Below are 16,480 nucleotides of genomic sequence, written 5' to 3'. Positions count from 1 at the left end.
AAGCGGTCGCGGATCATGCGGCGTCCGCATTCATCCGGTCGTGAAGACGCTCAGGCCATCGGCAGTTTGAGGCCCTGCTCTTTCGCGCACTCCTTCGCGATCTCGTATCCCGCGTCCGCGTGGCGCATCACCCCGGTGCCCGGGTCGTTCCACAGCACCCGCGCCAGGCGCCTGTCGGCCTCTTCGCTGCCGTCGCAGACGATCACCACGCCGCTGTGCTGGGAATAGCCCATGCCCACCCCGCCGCCATGGTGCAGGGAGACCCAGGTCGCGCCGCCGGCGACGTTGAGCATGGCGTTGAGCAGCGGCCAGTCGCTGACCGCGTCGCTGCCGTCCTTCATGGCTTCGGTCTCGCGGTTGGGTGAAGCCACGCTGCCCGAATCGAGATGATCGCGGCCAATCACCACCGGCGCCTTCAGCTCGCCGTTGCGGACCATTTCATTGAACGCCAGGCCCAGGCGATGGCGCTGCCCCAGGCCGACCCAGCAGATGCGCGCCGGCAGGCCTTGGAAGGCGATGCGCTCGCGCGCCATGTCCAGCCAGCTGTGCAGGTGCTCGTCGTCGGGGATCAGCTCCTTGACCTTGGCGTCAGTCTTGTAGATGTCCTCGGGATCACCGGAGAGCGCCACCCATCGGAACGGGCCGATGCCGCGGCAGAACAGCGGCCGCACGTAGGCCGGCACGAAGCCCGGGAAGTCGAACGCGTTCGCACAGCCTTCGTCCTTGGCCATCTGCCGGATGTTGTTGCCGTAGTCGACGGTCGGGATGCCGCGGGCGTGGAAGGCCAGCATCGCCTCCACGTGCACGCGCATCGACTGCTTGGCGGCGTCGCGCACTTTTTCAGGATTGGCTTGCTGCTCCGCCATCCACTGCTCGACGGTCCAGCCAACCGGCAGGTAGCCATGCACGGGATCGTGGGCGCTGGTCTGGTCGGTGACGCAGTCCGGACGCACGCCGCGCTTCACCAGCTCCGGCAGGATTTCGGCGGCGTTGCCCAGGAGCGCGATCGACTTCGCTTCGCCCGTGCCGGTGTACTTCGCGATCCGCGCCAGGGCGTCGTCGATATCGCTCGCCTGTTCGTCGACATAGCGGGTGCGCAGGCGGAAATCGATGCCGGCCTGGCGGCATTCGATGGTCAGCGAACTTGCGCCGGCAAGCGACGCCGCCAGCGGCTGCGCGCCGCCCATGCCGCCCAGGCCCGCGGTCAGGATCCAGCGGCCCTTGAGGCTGCCGCCGTAGTGCTGGCGGCCCATCTCAACGAAGGTTTCGTAGGTGCCCTGCACGATGCCCTGGCTGCCGATGTAGATCCACGATCCGGCCGTCATCTGGCCGTACATCATCAGACCCTTGCGATCGAGCTCGTTGAAGTGCTCCCAGTTGGCCCAGGCCGGCACCAGGTTGGAGTTGGCGATCAGCACCCGCGGCGCGTCGGCGTGGGTCGGGAAGATGCCGACCGGCTTGCCGGACTGCACCAGCAGGGTTTCGTCGTCGCCCAAGTTGCGCAGGGATTCGAGGATGGCGTCGTAGCTTTCCCAGTCGCGCGCGGCGCGGCCGATGCCGCCGTAGACCACCAGGTCCTCCGGTCGCTCGGCCACGTCGGGATCCAGATTGTTCTGGAGCATGCGGAACGGCGCTTCGGTCAACCACGAGCGGCAGCTGAGCGTGGTGCCGCGGGGCGCGCGGACGGTACGGGAGGGGTCGTGGCGGGTCGACATGGGCGCGTCATCAACACAGGACTGGACGCCGGATTATCGCATCGCCTGAAAAGAAGACGCCCGGCACGGGGCCGGGCGCTGTGGAGGCCAACGCTGGGCCTCCGAACCGCGGACGCCCTGCCTGGACCGGGCGTCACAAGTTGCGTCGGGGGATCAGCGCAGCGACGGATCGAGTCGGCGCAACGCGTCCTGCAGATCGACCGAGCCGGTCCGCTCGATGTCCTCGCGCGTATAGACGCGGCCACCGGTGGCCACGCAGTCCTTCTGCTCGGACTTCGAACGTGCGTTGCGCGCGGCCACGATGCGCGAGCCGGTCTGCTCGATGCAGAACCGGTCGTCGGCCTTGCGCGCGTCCTTGGCACGGCTGCGCGCGGCCTCTTCGGGCTCGTCCTGCGCATGGACCAGGACCGGGGCGGCGGCGAACGCCATCGCGGCCAGTGCGGCGGTGATGAAGACATGCTTCATGGGGTCACCTCGTGGGGTGCTGTGGGGGAGCAGCCTCCAACGATACGCCGGACCTCGCGTGCGCGCAGGCGCCAGCAAACCTGCGTTCACGACATCGTCAGGCTTGTCGACAGCGTGGGGACCGGTGCCGCCGGCAGCAGCCGCGCACGATGGCGGCGCTCGGCGCAGCAGCGGATTTTCCCGCGGCGCACAGGGTAAGCTGCGGACGAGTCCCACGGGAGGAGCCTGCCGATGCGCTGGCCTGGATTCCGAGATGATGGCGGCCTCATCCTGCCGCTCGATCCGCAGCCGCTGCTGCCGCCAGGCATGCCCTTGCGCCTGCGCTTGGACGGCCATGTGCTGGAACGCAAGCGCGAACTGCACATGACCCTGCTCAACCGCGATGCCGGCATCGCCCTGCGCGCGCAACTGGGCGAAGCGTGCATGCGCGCCCTGTTCGAGTCGGTCGAGTGGGTACCACGGGGGACCGGGCGACACGCGCTGCTGCACAAGGCCAAGGAGCAATGGGACGGCCCGCTGCAAGCCTGGTCGCTGATCGAACACATGCAGGCGCCCGGCTACGCCGAGTTCCGCTATCGCCTGGCGCAGGAGAGCGGACTGACGCTCGACTGCGGGGTGCCGCACGTCACGCTGTACGTCGCGGGCGATCCCTACGGCATCGGCCTGCCGGACCTTGCCGCCTACCGCGCCTGCTTCGTGCGCGAAGTCGTGGCGTCGGAAGTGATGCGGGATCCGGCCATCCTCCGCCACTCGCCGGCCTGAGCCGCCCTGCCGGCACGGCCGGCCCGCGGGTTCAGTCCTCTTCCGCCGCGGCCTCGCGGCCCTGCTGGCGGATCAGTGCTTCCTCGCGCGCGTCGTTGATCGCTTCGCGCACGCCGTCGATGTCCGGCGCGGATTCATCATGGACGAACACACCCGTCAGTTCGCTGTCCGGCTGCAGCTCGCCCGCCTCGAACAGCGCCCACATCTCCTCTCCGTACCAGGTGTCCAACAAGTCGGGCGCCCAGGCGCCGAGGCTGGCCGTGAGATTGTTGACGTCGCGCAGCAGCATCGTGCGCGCGGCGTTGTTGCCCGCGGCGCTGACCACCTGGGGGAAGTCGATCACCACCGGGCCGTCCGGCGCCACCAGCACGTTGTACTCCGACAGGTCGCCATGGATCAGCCCGCTGCAGAGCATCCGCACCACCTGGCGCACCAGCACGCGGTGGAAGCCACGTGCCTGCTCCGGCGACAGCTCGACCTCGGCCAGCCTCGGTGCCGAGTGGCCGTCGGCGTCGACCACCAGCTCCATCACCAGCACGCCGTGGAAATAGCCGTAGGGCTCCGGCACGCGCACGCCGGCGTCGCGCAGCTGGTACAGCGCATCTACCTCGGTGTTCTTCCACTCCGCTTCCTGCTGCTTGCGGCCGTAGCGCGTGGCCTTGCCGATCGCGCGCGCCTCGCGGCTGCCGCGGACCTTGCGGCCTTCCTGGTACTGCACGCGTTGCTGGAAGCTGCGCTGCGCCATGTCCTTGTAGACCTTGGCGCAGCGGATGTCGCCGCCGGCGCGCACCACGTAGACCGCGGCCTCCTTGCCGCTCTTGAGCGGACGCATGACTTCGTCGATCACGCCGTCATCGATCAGCGGCTGCAGGCCGCTAGGTGTTTTCATGGAATTCCGGCGCCCGGCCTGTGATTGACCGGTCAGTCAAACACGCGCGCCGGCCGGACGCCAGCCCTGCGCCCGGGCTAGGTGACCTTCTTGTAGATGGTCACGCCAAGCACGAACAGGATCACGGCGATGATGATCGCCGCGAAGAACAGGAACTTGGCGATACCCATGGCAGCGCCCGCGGCGCCGGTGAATCCGAGCGCGCCGGCGATGAGTCCGATGACGGCGAAGATGATGGCCCACTTGATCATGTCGATTCCTGTGGCGGCGGATGCAATGCAGGCAACGCTATGCGGGCCGCGGTGTGACCCATGTGAATGGCTGCGCCACAATGCCTCCCGCGTCACAGGCAGCAGGAGCAGCGGTGTCCAAGTACGAGTCCGACCAGGAGAGTGCCGCGCCAGAAGCGGGTGGCTGCCGCGCTTTGCGGATCGCAGCAAGCTGCGTGCTGTCGCTGCTGATCGCCGCTGCCACCGTGTGGGGTGGACTCCTGCTCCACTTCCATGGCCCGGGATCTGCCCCGTTGCGCATGCTGCCGGTCGTCGCCTGGTGCCTGCTTGGCACCGCCGCCTGCCTGGCTCCCGCCTGGCACGCCCTTCGCGTCCGCCAGCGCCCGCTGCTGGTCTCGTTCGTGGCCGGATTCGCCGCATTGCTCGCTTGGTGGTTCACCCTCTCCCCCTCGCACGACCGCGAGTGGGCGGACGATGTCGCCCGCCTGCTGGACGCGGAGGTGCGGGACAACCGGGTGGTGCTGCGCAACGTCCGCAATTTCGAATGGCGCAGCGAAACCGACTACACGCAGCGCTGGGAAACGCGCGAGTACGACCTCGACCGGCTGGCCACGGCCGACCTGGTGCTGTCCTACTGGATGGGACCGCATATCGCACACACCCTGGTGTCGTTCGGCTTCGAGGACGGCAGCCAGGTGGTGTTCTCGGCGGAGATCCGCAAGGAGCGGCAGGAAAGCTTCTCGGCGCTGGCCGGCTTCTTCCGCAATTACGAACAGGTGCTGGTGGCCGCGGATGAGCGCGACATCATCCGCACCCGCAGCAACGCCCGCGGCGAAGACGTGTTCCTCTACCGCCTGGATGCGCCGCCGGAGGCGCTGCGCGGGATGTTCCTCGGCTTCGTGGACAGCGCCAATGCCCTGCGGCTGCGGCCAGCCTTCTACAATTCGCTGACCGGCAACTGCACCACTGTCATCTTCGACATCGCCCGCCACGTCGCACCGGGGTTGCCCATGGACTATCGCCTGCTGCTGTCGGGCCACTTCGCCGAGTACGCCCATGACCAGGGCGGACTGACGGCCGGTTACAGCTTCGACGAGCTGCAGGAGCGTGGCTACATCAACCCGCGCGCGCTGGCGGTCCCTGCCGACGACCCCGATGCAGCCGCGTTCTCCCGCGCGATCCGCCGGCAGGTGCCCGGCGTCCCGGCACCCGGGACTGCGCCATGACCGAGGTGCGGATGCCGGTCCGGCTCCTGTCCTCGGGGTTGCTGCTCCTGCTGCTGGGTGGCTGCGCGATCCTCAAGGAGTTCGCACCGCGGGTGGAGGCGGAGGCGCTGGGTCCCGGCGAATACATCGCCATCAAGCGCGGCGACATCCTCACCGCGAACGAGCTCAGCGCGTCCACCCAGGCGACCCTGCGCGTGGCAGGTCTCGACGATGGACCCTGCGCCACGCCGCCGGCACCAGGCTGCATGCCGGCGCTGGCCGCGGTGGAAGGCATCGCCGGGGAGCGACGCCTGGCCAGCTTGGCCGAACTGTGGACACAGCAGGCGATGGCGCTGACGCCCAGCGGCACCGTGCCTGCCGCGGATGCACAGCTTGATGCGTGGCTCGAAGCCGCGCGCCACGCTTATGCCTACCTCTTCTTCAGCGAACGCGCGCCGGGCGAGCGCGCCTTCGAAGATCGGCAGACCCAGGTCCGCGATTACTACAACTACGCCGTCCAACAGGCCGCGAGCGGCATGTTCGCGCGCTGGCAGGAACGCATCGGCGACGCCGGTGTCCACGAAGGCTCTTCGGCGGCCGACGTCCCCGACGGCGGCGCCTCGCTCGACATCGCCGGATGGACCATCCACAGCGACATGTCCGGCATCCGCATGCCCCAGGGAGTAGACCTGCCGGCGGAGCTGGTGCCTGCGTCCGCGCTGAACTTCGCCGGCCTGCGCAGCATCTATCGCCGCGACGGCTTTGGCGCCGAGGTGGTGGCGGTGATGGGCGACGACCCGGTGACGTCGGCGGCACCGCCACCGCTGCATGACCTGGAGGCCGGCGCCGAGGATGCAGGCGAACGCCCGCGCAGGGGAGAACGGCCCCGCGCCTGGAGCGAGATGCCCTCGCCTGCCCTGACCCTGCTGATCCGCTTCCCCGGCGAAGACCTCGCCGGGGTGCTCGCGACGCGGGAACTGATCGTCAGCGCGCACGACCCCTACGACGAGGACACCATCGAGCTGCACGGCCTGCAGGTGCCGCTGGCCGCCAACTACACCGCCGGCTACGGCCTGTGGCTGGCGCGGTCTGGATTCGCGCGGCAGTCGCTGCAGACCCTCTTCGGCCGCGAAAGCGGCATCACCCGTCCGCACCTGTACATGATGCAGCCCTACGATCCGGACCGCCGGATCCTGCTGATGATCCACGGCCTCGCCAGCAGCCCGGAAGCCTGGGTGAACGTGGCCAACGAAGTGATGGGCGACGAGACGCTGCGCCGGGAATTCCAGATCTGGCAGGTCTACTACCCCACCAACATGCCGCTGGTGCTGAACCAGGCCGCGATCCGCCGGATCTATACCGACACGCTGCGGCACTTCGATCCGCAGGGCACGGCGCAGGCCTCGCGCGACACCGTGCTCATCGGCCACAGCATGGGCGGCGTGCTGTCGCGCCTGCTGGTGTCATCGGCCGACGACCAGCTGTGGAACTGGATGCTGGAGAACTACGAGCTCGACGACGGCCGCCTGGAGCGCGCAGGCCCGCGACTGGAGCGGATGCTGCGCTTCGAACCGCTTTCGGGCGTCGACCGGGTGATCTTCATCGCCGCCCCGCACCGAGGCACCGCCGTGGCCGGCAACCGCCTGGGGCGCTTCATCGCGAAGCTGGTCCGGCTGCCCCTGACCGTGCTCGAAGAGGTGGGCGAAGTCTTCACGGGCGACGAGGGCGCATCCCCCGGTGATTTCGTGTTGCCCAACAGCATCGACAACCTGAGCGAGAACGACCCGTTCGTGCGGGCCGCCGCGGACCTGCCGATATCGCCGCGCGTGCGCTACCACAGCATCATTGCCCAGGCGGACCCGGCCCTGCCGCTGGAGGCCTCCGATGACGGCCTCGTGCCCTACCGCAGCGCCCACCTGCCGGGCGCGCTGTCGGAGAAGGTGATCATCTCGGGCCACAGCGTCCAGGAGAGCGCGCAGGCGATCCTGGAGATCCGGCGGATCCTGCACGGGCACCTGGCCGAAAGCGCCAGGCCGGGCGGGTAATGACCCGGCCGGGCAACAAAAAACCCCCGGAGCCGGAGGTTTGTTGTCCACGAAAGTGGTGGGCGGTGAGGGTTTCGAACCCCCGACCCCTACCATGTCAAGGTAGTGCTCTACCACTGAGCTAACCGCCCCGAAGGGACGCGAATTCTAGCTGCTCGACGGGGTCCCGGCAAGTCTCAGCGGAAGGCCAGCATGGCCTCCTTCAGCTGGTGGATGCGGTCGCGGACGGCCGCGGCCTCCTCGAACTCCAGGTCCCGGGCGTGCTGGTACATCTGCTGCTCCAGCTCCTTGAGCCGGGCGGCGGCCCGCGCGGGGTCCATCCGCGCGTAATCGTCGGCCGGTTCGGCGACCTTGCGGCCCTTGCCCCGCCCGCTGGCGCGGGCCTCGGCGGCGTCGCTGCGGGCGCCTTCCATGATGTCCATGACCGGCCGCGCCACCGACCGCGGGGTGATGCCGTGCTCGAGGTTGTATTCGACCTGCTTCGCCCGGCGGCGGTCGGTCTCGTCGATCGCGCGCCTCATCGAGTCGGTGACCCGGTCGGCATACAGGATCGCCTTGCCGCGCAGGTTGCGCGCCGCGCGGCCGATGGTCTGGATCAGCGAGCCGGTCGAGCGCAGGAAGCCTTCCTTGTCGGCATCGAGGATCGCCACCAGCGAGACCTCCGGCATGTCCAGGCCCTCGCGCAGCAGGTTGATGCCCACCAGCACGTCGAACTTGCCCAGGCGCAGGTCGCGGATGATCTCCACCCGCTCGACGGTGTCGATGTCGGAGTGCAGGTAGCGCACGCGCACGTCGTGTTCGCCGAGGTACTCGGTGAGGTTCTCGGCCATGCGCTTGGTCAGCGTGGTGATCAGCACGCGGTCGCCCATGGCGACGCGCAGGTTGATCTCGCCCAGGACGTCGTCGACCTGGGTCGCCACGGGGCGGATCTCGACCTCGGGATCGATCAAACCGGTCGGCCGGACCACCAGTTCCACGACTTCGTCGCCCGAGTGTTCAAGCTCGTACTTGCCAGGCGTGGCCGAGACGAAGATCTTGCGCGGTGCCCGCTCCTCCCACTCCTCGAAGCGCAGCGGACGGTTGTCGAGCGCCGACGGCAGGCGGAAGCCGAACTCCACCAGCGTCTCCTTGCGTGCACGGTCGCCGCGATACATGCCGCCGATCTGCGGCACGGTGACGTGCGACTCGTCGACCACCAGCAGGGCGTCGGGCGGCAGGTAGTCGAACAGCGTCGGCGGTGGCGCGCCGTCCGGGCGCCGCGTGAGGTGGCGCGAATAGTTCTCGATGCCGTTGCAGTAGCCGACCTCGGCCATCATCTCGATGTCGAACTGGGTGCGCTGGGCAAGCCGCTGCGCTTCGACCAGCTTGTTCTCGGCGTACAGCTTCTCCAGATGCGCCTTGAGCTCCACCTTGATGGTCTCGATCGCGTTGAGCACGCTTTCGCGGGTGCTGGCGTAATGGGTCTTGGGATAGACCGTGTAGCGCGGCACCTTGCGCTGCACCTCGCCGGTGAGCGGGTCGAAGAGGCTGAGGTTTTCGACCTCGCCATCAAACAGCTCGATGCGCAGCGCTTCCGCTTCCGACTCCGCCGGATGTACGTCGATCACCTCGCCGCGCACGCGGTAGGTGCCGCGGCGCAACTCGGTGTCGTTGCGCGTGTACTGCAGCTCGGTGAGGTGCCGGATCAGCTGGCGCTGGTCGATCAGCTCGCCGCGGGCGAGGATCAGGCGCAGCTTGAGGTAATCCTCCGGATCGCCGAGACCGTAGATCGCCGAGACCGTCGCCACGATCAGCGCGTCCGGCCGCGACAGCAGCGCCTTTGTCGCCGACAGCCGCATCTGTTCGATGTGCTCGTTCATCGAACTGTCCTTCTCGATGAAGGTGTCCGACGAGGGCACGTAGGCCTCGGGCTGGTAGTAGTCGTAGTAGCTGACGAAGTACTCGACCGCGTTGTGCGGGAAGAAGGACTTGAACTCGCCGTAGAGCTGCGCGGCGAGCGTCTTGTTCGGCGCCATCACGATCGTCGGCTTCTGCACCGCCTCGACCACGTTGGCGATGGTGTAGGTCTTGCCGGAGCCGGTGACGCCGAGCAGTGTCTGCTGCGCCAGGCCGCTTTCGAAGCCTGCGATCAGGCGTTCGATCGCCTGCGGCTGGTCGCCGGCGGGCTGGTAGGGGGAGACAAGCTGGAACTGCGGGTAATCCGGACGATTCATCCCCCCATTGTAGGAGTGCGCGCGGGCGCACTCCTGTACTCCCCTTCACATCACTGCCGGCTTCCCCTACAGCGGCCTCGCGTTCCCGCCGATTCCGATGGCTGCATGGCGGGTCCAGTCTCTGGGGCAACCGGCACGGACGCCGGAAGCGGAGAGCAGCGATGGCCAGCAAGGACGCCGGCTTTACCCTGATCGAAGCGATGGCGGTGGCGGCGATCCTGGCCATCAGCCTGACCTTTGGCGTGCCCGCGCTCAGCGGAACGCTTGAGCGGCAGCGACTGGCCGCCAGCCTGCACCTGGTCTCGGCCGACTTGGCCATGGCCCGCAGCAGCGCGATCATGCGCCGCGAACAGGTCGTGGTCTGCCCCGGCCAGCCAGGCGCCGGCTGCAGCAACGACCACGACTGGAGCCGCGGCTGGCTGGTGTTCCGGGACCCGGACGGCAATCGCCAGCCGGATGCTGCCGACGATCTGCTGCGCGTCAGCCAGGCCCCCGCCGGCGGCGCTGACCGCCTTCGCCTGACCTCGACCCGCCCCTGGCTGCGCTACCAGGCCAACGGCATGGCCGCGCACAGCAACCTGACAGTGAACGCATGCGCCCGGGGCCAGCTGCGCGGAAAGGTGGTGGTGAACCGCCTGGGGCGGGTGCGGACCGAGCGCCCGACCCGCGAAACAGCGTGTCCCTGACTCTCACAGGTGCGTCGACCTTGACCAGACGGCCACAGTCACTAAAATGTGCGTCCCCGCCCGAATAGCTCAGCCGGTTAGAGCACTTGACTGTTAATCAGGGGGTCGTTGGTTCGAGTCCAACTTCGGGCGCCAAGAATTCAAGGGCTTGTGGAGCAATCCGCAGGCCCTTTTTCTTTGCCCGCGCATTGGCTTCACGGCCAGTGTGCGCCTGCGCTGCGACTATCGAGCCACGCGCACCGGGCGCGGCAGCACGACAGGAAGGCGCCGACATGGGCAAGCAGGACAACAACTTCCCCCACGACAACCAGGGTGGTTACGCCGAGCGCGGACCCGGCAGGGGCGACCACGCTGGACGCGGCCGCGGCGAGAGCACAGGGTCGCACCCGCGCAATGCCCCGGAGGAGCGCGAACCCTCCGAACGCAGCCGCTGGCGTGACGACGACCCGGAGGCGCGCAGCGACCGCTGGAAGGAAGACGGTGCCGAAAGCGACACCGCCAAGGACTGATCCAGCGGTCCGCCGGAACTACCGCGGATCGGCCTGCGGCTGCCCGTCCAGGCCCACCAGCGACCACTTCCCCCACTGGTCCTCGACGCCGGCGCCGGCTGTGCGCTCGGCACCGGCGTCGCCCGCATAGCGATACAGCGGCTGCCCTGCGTAGGTGACATAAGTGCGGTCACCACGTACGAGGGTGCCGATGTGCGCACCCTCGACACCAGTGCCGGCAGTAGGCTGCGTCTCAAGCGCAAGCACCGGCGGCCAGGCTTCTTCGCAGGCCGCATCGCATTTGCCGCCGTCGGTATTTCCGGCCAGCACGTAGACCGCGCTTCCGGCGCCATCGACCAAGTGCGATGACGCCGTGCCGGACATCGCAAGCGTCGCGTTCTCGCTACCCAGCACGCCTGTTCCCTGCTCGGGAGCCACGGTGCCGGTCGGCCGTTGCGGCGGCATGTCGGCACGCGCGCGATCCTCGCCGGCTTGCGCCTGGCTGCGGGCGTCCCCTGCGTCGGTCTGCCGATCGCTGCGATCACACGCCGACAGCAGGATCGCGCCGCCGAAACCCAGTGCCAGCATCGTCTTGGAGCGGTTCATGGGCATCACCTCGAGAAGGAGCCGGTTTGACACTAGAGTGCCGCCCGTCGGAGGTGCGTGAATGGCGCCGTCAGCGCACCGCGATCGACGCCCCGGGCTCGCAATCCGGCCCCCGCGTGCCGCCGTCGGTGCTTACGCACAGGCGGATGTCGTGCAGGCCGCTGATCTGGCGGCTGTCGCCGCGCGCGATGACGAAGCGTTGCGCGGAGGCCGCGCGGCATCCGGTGGCCTGCGCCGTCGCCGCTGTCGCTGTCGCTGGCGTGCAGTCGCGCGGATAGACGGTGTAGTGGCACTGCCCGCTTTCGCTGCGCAGGCACTCGAAACGCCCGACCCCGGCCTGCACCTGCGCCTTGCTGTAGAGCACGTCTCCACCGTCCGCACCGACGCGATGCACGAACGTCGCCCCGCCGCCGTCGAAGCCGAACAGCGAAAGCACGAAATAGCACAGGGCAAGGAGCTTGTTCACGGGACACCTCGGTTGCAGTGATGCGGCAATACGTTCTGGACGTCGAACGCGCGCTACATGTGACGGAACAGCGGCATGAAGGTCTGGCTGACGGCTAGCGTTTCGGGCCGTGATTTGAGGCGGACGGTGCCGCGGCCGCTGTCATCGCGGGTGATACCGGCGATGGCCTTGAGGTTCACGATTGTCGAGCGGTGGATCTGCTTGAACATCGTCGGGTCCAGCACCTCGAGCAGCTCCCGGATCGGCGTGCGCAGCAGCGATTCCCCGTCGGCGGTCATCACCGTCGTGTATTTGTTGTCGGCGCGGAAGTAGGCGACCTCGTCCACCAGCACCAGCCGGGTTTCGCGGCCCGCGCTGGCGGTGATCCAGGTCAACGGCGGCGGCGCATCCTCGCGTGGACGCAGCGGACCGAGATGCTCGAGCAGTGCCGCGAGCGCCATGGCGTCGCTGCCCCCGCGCACCTGCAGGCGCTGCACCGTGGCTGCCAGGCGCTCGGCCGAGATCGGCTTCAGCAGGTAGTCGATCGCGCCGCGTTCGAACGCATCGATGGCGTACTGGTCATAGGCGGTGACGAACACGATGCGCGTGCCGGGACTGGCCTCGGCAGTTGCGGACGCAACCTCCAGGCCGCTGAGACCCGGCATGCGGATGTCGAGGAAGGCAACCTGCGGCCGGTGTTCGGCGATGGCCTCCAGTGCGCTGGCGCCGTCGTCGCACTCCGCTACCACGCGCAGCTCCGGCCAGGCGCGGTGCAACTGGTCGAGCAGCGAGCGCCGCAGCAGCGCCTCGTCCTCGGCGACCACGCAGGTCCACGCGATGTCAGACATGGCTGCGGACTCCTTCATTGACCGCGGGCACGGTGATGGTCGCCGCGACGCCGTTGGGGAAGTTGGCGACTACCGCGAGCGCCGCATCGCCACCGAAGACCAGGCGCAGGCGCTCGCGCACGTTCTTCAGGCCGATGCCGGTCCCGCTGGTCTTGGCGTTGAAGCCTTCGCCGTCATCGGCCACGGTGACCGCGACCACGCCCTCGCTGCGGCGGGCGCGGATCCACACTGTGCCGCCGGCGGTGCGCGGTTCCAGGCCGTGCTTGATCGCATTCTCGACCAGGGTCTGCAGCATCATCGGCGGTAGCGGGGTCGCGCGCAGGTTCTCCGGCACGTCCAACTGCACCGCAAGACGCGGACCCATGCGGATCTTGAGGATTTCGAGGTACGCGACCGCGCGCTCAAGTTCCTGGCCCAGCGTCGACAGCTCCTCTTCGGTACGCGGCAGCGAGTGGCGCAGGTACTGGATCAGGTGGCCGAGCATCTCCTCGGCGCGCGGCGGATCGCTGCCCGCCAGCAGCTGTGCGCTGGCCAGCGTGTTGTAGAGGAAGTGCGGCTCCACCTGGGCGTGCAGCAGGCTCAGGCGCGCGACGGCTAGTTCCTTCTCGGTGGCGGTTTGTGCTGCAGCGGCTTTCTCGCCGCGACGATGCCCGGCGACGCGGCGGCTGATCGCGCGCGTGATCGCCTCGGCGTTCTCGTAGTTGGTGCCGTCGTCGACCAGGAACCAGTCGCTCCATGCCGGCGACTCGGGCTCGCAGATCAGCGTGACGCTGCCACTGTCGTCGCTTGGCGTCACGGTGGCCAGGATCTGGTTGCGGGGGATGCCGAACCACAACAGCGGGTTCCAGCGGCCCAGCGGATGCTCGCCGTAGGTCTTCGGGCGACCGACCTTGGCGCGCAGCTGCAGGCTGTCGCGCGCGGCCTCTACATGCTCCACCCGCGGGAGTTCGCGTACCGCGGCTTCCAGCAGGTCGAAGGCCTCCCCGGCCTCGAAGGGGATCTCCACCTGCCGACGCTGCCGATTGGACAGCACCGCCTTGTCCACCCGCCCCGCGATCAGGCGCACGCGGCCCAGATGCGACAGCGCCCCGGCGACGACCAGCGCCATTGTCGCCATTCCCAGGAGCACGATCGGCCACTCCAGGCGCCCCAGCAGCGGCAGCTCGGACCACATCATGGCCACCAGCAGCACCGCGAGGAACCATGCGGCGGCGAGGCGGAGGACGAAGAAGAGGCTCTTGATCACGGACGTCGGTTTCGGGTGGGAGTGCGACGGAGCATATCCGGCGCCACCGCGGGGCTGGAGCGGTTTGCGACGGAAGCGCGGATGCGGCGACGAAGCCGCGGCAGGCGGGAGCGGGCGGAAGCGGCGACCAAGCCGCGACAGGCGGGAAGCGGGTCGCGCGGGCGCGGTGGCCGCGGCGCCGTCTTGACATCGCCCCGGCTACCTTGGCGCCACAAGGAGGACCCATGGCCGGAAACAGCAGCATGGCGCGCAGCGCCCAGGTATTGCGGTTCGCATTGAAGCATCGGGGCGCCGGTCTGTTCAGCGGCCCGGATTTCGACGCCAGTGATGAGCGGCGGAGCCCTGCCGTGAGCGACGATGGGGAGCGCGGACCGGAAGCCTTCGTCCGCGACCTGGAAGCCCTCGGGCCGACCTTCATCAAGGTCGGGCAGTCGCTGTCCACCCGTCATGACATGGTGCCCCCGCCCTATCTCGCTGCCCTGGAACGCATGCAGGACGACGTGCTGCCGGTGCCGGCCGCCGACATCCGCGCCATCGTCGAGGCCGAACTGGGCGTACGCCTTGGCAAACTCTTCCGCGAGTTCGACGACGTCCCGCTGGGTTCGGCCTCACTGGCCCAGGTGCATCGCGCCGTGCTCAATGACGGTCGCGAAGTGGCGGTCAAAGTGCAGCGGCCGGACGTGGAAGAAGTCGTGCGCACCGACCTGGACAGCCTGGCCAGCATCGCCCGCCGCGCCGACGCCGGAACGCGCATCGGCCGCCGCCTGCGCTTTTCCGACTGGATCCACGAATTCCGCAAGTCCCTGCTTGCCGAACTCGACTACCGCCTGGAAGCCGACAACCTGGAGCGCTTTCGCGAGCGGCTGGCCGGCTATCCCGAGCTGATCGTGCCGGCCCCGTTGCGCGACCTGGTGACCCGCCGCGTCCTCACGATGGAGCTGGTCCGCGGCAGCAAGGTCACCGCACTGGGTGGCCTGCGTCGCACCGAGCACGACTACGAACCGCTGGCCACGGCCCTGGTGCGCGGCTACCTTGACCAGGTGTTCGTGCATGGCGATATCCATGCCGACCCGCACCCCGGCAACATGCTGGTGACACCGGACGAGCGCTTGGCGATCTTCGACCTCGGCATGGTCGCCCACGTACCGCCACGCCAGCGCGAGCATCTACTCAAGCTCCTGCTGTCCGCCGTTGACGGACGTGGCGAAGAAGTAGCCGCCGAAACCATCGCGATGTCGATTGCTCTGGAAGATTTCGACGAAGTCCGCTACATGCGCGAAGTCGGGCACCTGGTTGCCCGCTACGCCGCGCACGGCAGCTCGCACGCCCTGTCCGAAGGCGCCCTGATGATGGAACTGGCGCGATTGGGAATGGCCTGCGGCCTGCGCTCGCCGCCGGAAATGCACCTGCTGGGCAAGACGCTGCTGAACCTCGAAGGCGTCAGCCGCGCGCTGGACCCGGAGCTGGACATGAAGCGCGTGGTGGAAGGCCACCTGCAGGCGCTGATGCGCCAGCGCGTGCGGCAGGCGTTTTCGCCGACGCGGCTGGCAGGCGATGCGATGGAGCTGCAGGCGTTGCTGCAGGAAGCGCCGCGGAAGGTGTCGACGATCCTGTCGCTGCTGTCGGAGAACAGGCTGCAGGTGCGGATGGTGGGTCTGCAGGAATCCCGGCTGACGGAGAACCTGCAGAAGATCGCGAACCGCGTCGCCGCCGGTGTGATCGTGGCCGCTTTGATCCTGGCAAGTGCCATGCTGATGCGCGGCGACGTCACCGGACCGAAACTGTTCGGCTATCCGGCGGTGGCGATGGGCATGTTCCTGATCGCCTCGGCGCTGGGGCTGGGGATCGTGGTGAGCGTGCTGCTCAGCGATCGGCGGCCGAAGGTGCGGGAGGAGCGGAGTCCGAGGGCTTGAGCACGGGTTTTCCGACCTACGCTGCCTTCCCGTACTGATGGGTTCCGCCGCCACGACGATCGAAGCTGTCCCTCCCGGCATGGACGCCGGCCATGGAGACAGCCATGCCACGCAGCCCCGTGGGTTTCACACTGATCGAGGTCGTCACGTCGCTGTCGGTCCTTTCCATCCTCCTCGCCGTTGCACTGCCCGCCTTTTCCGCCCTGCTTGAACACCAGCGCACCTCCGCTGCGATGGCGTCGCTGGTCAGCCAGATGAGCCACGCCCGCCTGGCCGCGGTTAAACATCGCCATCCCGTCGTCCTCTGCCCGTCCACGGATGGCCTGCGCTGCGACACCGGCGGCGACTGGTCGAACGGCTGGATGGTGTTCGTCGACCGTGAAAACCGGCGCAGGCCGACGCGGGCTGCTGACCTGCTGCAGCTCGACCTGTTGCCAAGAAGCACGCACCTTCACATCCAGAGTTCCGCGGGACGCAGCTACCTCCGCTACCTGCCGGATGGGCGCAGCGCGGGCAGCAACCTCAGCATCCGTATCTGCAACAGGAAGGGCGCTCAGCTGGGGGCCGTGGTGGTCAACAATGCCGGTCGCCCACGCACCGAGCGCTCGGCGAGCGATACGCCCTGTCCCGGATGACCGGCGCACGACTGCCTTCCATGGGAAGGGCATAGAGCAGAAGGCCCGCGATCGTTGCGGGCCTCCTGTTCACCGTCTTCGTACCTGCA

The 16,480-nt window shown here is 68.4% G+C and carries 16 protein-coding genes and 2 tRNA genes; 8 read left to right on the top strand and 10 right to left on the bottom strand.

The genetic code is table 11. The features are described 5' to 3' along the window. Positions 1-50 precede the first annotated feature (50 nt). Together hutU and ACW5F0_RS13145 are read right to left on the bottom strand one after the other, a co-directional pair. On the bottom strand, positions 51-1,715 hold the full coding sequence (gene hutU / locus ACW5F0_RS13150; protein WP_456999903.1) for a urocanate hydratase: 1,665 nt from the start codon (positions 1,713-1,715) through the stop codon (positions 51-53). Positions 1,716-1,868: 153 nt separating this feature from the next. Next, complete coding sequence (locus ACW5F0_RS13145) at positions 1,869-2,180, bottom strand: hypothetical protein (protein ID WP_456963929.1); 312 nt, start codon at positions 2,178-2,180, stop codon at positions 1,869-1,871. Between the two features lie 231 nt (positions 2,181-2,411). On the opposite strand from ACW5F0_RS13145, the gene ACW5F0_RS13140 reads away from it, so the two are divergent. Further along, positions 2,412-2,942 (top strand): hypothetical protein, encoded by a 531-nt coding sequence (locus ACW5F0_RS13140; RefSeq protein WP_456999902.1) that lies wholly within the window; start codon positions 2,412-2,414, stop codon positions 2,940-2,942. Between the two features lie 31 nt (positions 2,943-2,973). On the opposite strand, the gene ACW5F0_RS13135 is transcribed toward ACW5F0_RS13140, so the two are convergent. After that, entirely contained in the window at positions 2,974-3,831 is an 858-nt protein-coding gene (locus tag ACW5F0_RS13135) for a PA4780 family RIO1-like protein kinase (RefSeq protein WP_456963927.1), read from the bottom strand. A gap of 77 nt (positions 3,832-3,908) precedes the next feature. After that, the gene (locus ACW5F0_RS13130; protein ID WP_456963926.1) at positions 3,909-4,082 is read right to left on the bottom strand and encodes a DUF1328 family protein; all 174 of its coding nucleotides are present in this window, start codon (positions 4,080-4,082) and stop codon (positions 3,909-3,911) included. 173 nt (positions 4,083-4,255) lie between these two features. Between ACW5F0_RS13130 and ACW5F0_RS13125 the strand changes: the two genes are divergently transcribed. Together ACW5F0_RS13125 and ACW5F0_RS13120 are read left to right on the top strand one after the other, a co-directional pair. Beyond that, positions 4,256-5,287: an Lnb N-terminal periplasmic domain-containing protein gene (locus ACW5F0_RS13125; RefSeq protein ID WP_456965217.1), complete on the top strand. Its 1,032-nt coding sequence runs from the start codon at positions 4,256-4,258 to the stop codon at positions 5,285-5,287. After that, on the top strand, positions 5,284-7,311 hold the full coding sequence (locus tag ACW5F0_RS13120; protein WP_456963925.1) for an esterase/lipase family protein: 2,028 nt from the start codon (positions 5,284-5,286) through the stop codon (positions 7,309-7,311). The genes ACW5F0_RS13125 and ACW5F0_RS13120 overlap by 4 nt, the downstream gene beginning before the upstream one ends. Before the next feature lie 56 nt (positions 7,312-7,367). On the opposite strand, the gene ACW5F0_RS13115 is transcribed toward ACW5F0_RS13120, so the two are convergent. Next, positions 7,368-7,442 (bottom strand) — tRNA-Val (locus ACW5F0_RS13115). 45 nt (positions 7,443-7,487) lie between these two features. Beyond that, positions 7,488-9,524: an excinuclease ABC subunit UvrB gene (gene uvrB / locus ACW5F0_RS13110; protein ID WP_456963924.1), complete on the bottom strand. Its 2,037-nt coding sequence runs from the start codon at positions 9,522-9,524 to the stop codon at positions 7,488-7,490. A 161-nt stretch (positions 9,525-9,685) separates the two neighbouring features. On the opposite strand from uvrB, the gene ACW5F0_RS13105 reads away from it, so the two are divergent. From ACW5F0_RS13105 to ACW5F0_RS13095, 3 genes are all read left to right on the top strand, one after another. Next, positions 9,686-10,210 (top strand): GspH/FimT family pseudopilin, encoded by a 525-nt coding sequence (locus ACW5F0_RS13105; protein ID WP_456999901.1) that lies wholly within the window; start codon positions 9,686-9,688, stop codon positions 10,208-10,210. 58 nt (positions 10,211-10,268) lie between these two features. Further along, positions 10,269-10,345, top strand: a tRNA-Asn gene (locus ACW5F0_RS13100). 137 nt (positions 10,346-10,482) lie between these two features. After that, positions 10,483-10,719 carry a hypothetical protein gene (locus ACW5F0_RS13095; RefSeq protein ID WP_456963922.1) on the top strand — a complete coding sequence of 79 codons (237 nt, stop codon included), beginning with the start codon at positions 10,483-10,485 and terminating at the stop codon, positions 10,717-10,719. 18 nt (positions 10,720-10,737) lie between these two features. Here ACW5F0_RS13095 and ACW5F0_RS13090 read toward each other — a convergent pair whose 3' ends face one another. From ACW5F0_RS13090 to ACW5F0_RS13075, 4 genes are all read right to left on the bottom strand, one after another. Continuing rightward, positions 10,738-11,304, bottom strand: a complete 567-nt coding sequence (locus tag ACW5F0_RS13090; protein WP_456999900.1) for a hypothetical protein — start codon at positions 11,302-11,304, stop codon at positions 10,738-10,740. 70 nt (positions 11,305-11,374) lie between these two features. After that, positions 11,375-11,770, bottom strand: a complete 396-nt coding sequence (locus ACW5F0_RS13085) for a hypothetical protein (RefSeq protein WP_456963920.1) — start codon at positions 11,768-11,770, stop codon at positions 11,375-11,377. Positions 11,771-11,823: 53 nt separating this feature from the next. Further along, positions 11,824-12,597: a LytR/AlgR family response regulator transcription factor gene (locus ACW5F0_RS13080; protein ID WP_456963919.1), complete on the bottom strand. Its 774-nt coding sequence runs from the start codon at positions 12,595-12,597 to the stop codon at positions 11,824-11,826. Further along, complete coding sequence (locus tag ACW5F0_RS13075; protein WP_456963918.1) at positions 12,590-13,843, bottom strand: sensor histidine kinase; 1,254 nt, start codon at positions 13,841-13,843, stop codon at positions 12,590-12,592. Before ACW5F0_RS13075 ends, ACW5F0_RS13080 begins: the two co-directional genes overlap by 8 nt. Before the next feature lie 224 nt (positions 13,844-14,067). On the opposite strand from ACW5F0_RS13075, the gene ACW5F0_RS13070 reads away from it, so the two are divergent. Both ACW5F0_RS13070 and ACW5F0_RS13065 read left to right on the top strand, forming a co-directional pair. Continuing rightward, the gene (locus ACW5F0_RS13070) at positions 14,068-15,756 is read left to right on the top strand and encodes an ABC1 kinase family protein (protein ID WP_456963917.1); all 1,689 of its coding nucleotides are present in this window, start codon (positions 14,068-14,070) and stop codon (positions 15,754-15,756) included. A gap of 104 nt (positions 15,757-15,860) precedes the next feature. Continuing rightward, on the top strand, positions 15,861-16,391 hold the full coding sequence (locus tag ACW5F0_RS13065; RefSeq protein WP_456999899.1) for a GspH/FimT family pseudopilin: 531 nt from the start codon (positions 15,861-15,863) through the stop codon (positions 16,389-16,391). Positions 16,392-16,480 lie beyond the last annotated feature (89 nt).

Source organism: Luteimonas sp. A534 (assembly GCF_054072805.1).
Note: the sequence above shows the minus strand (reverse complement) of the source record. Positions and strands in the feature narration are given on the sequence as shown.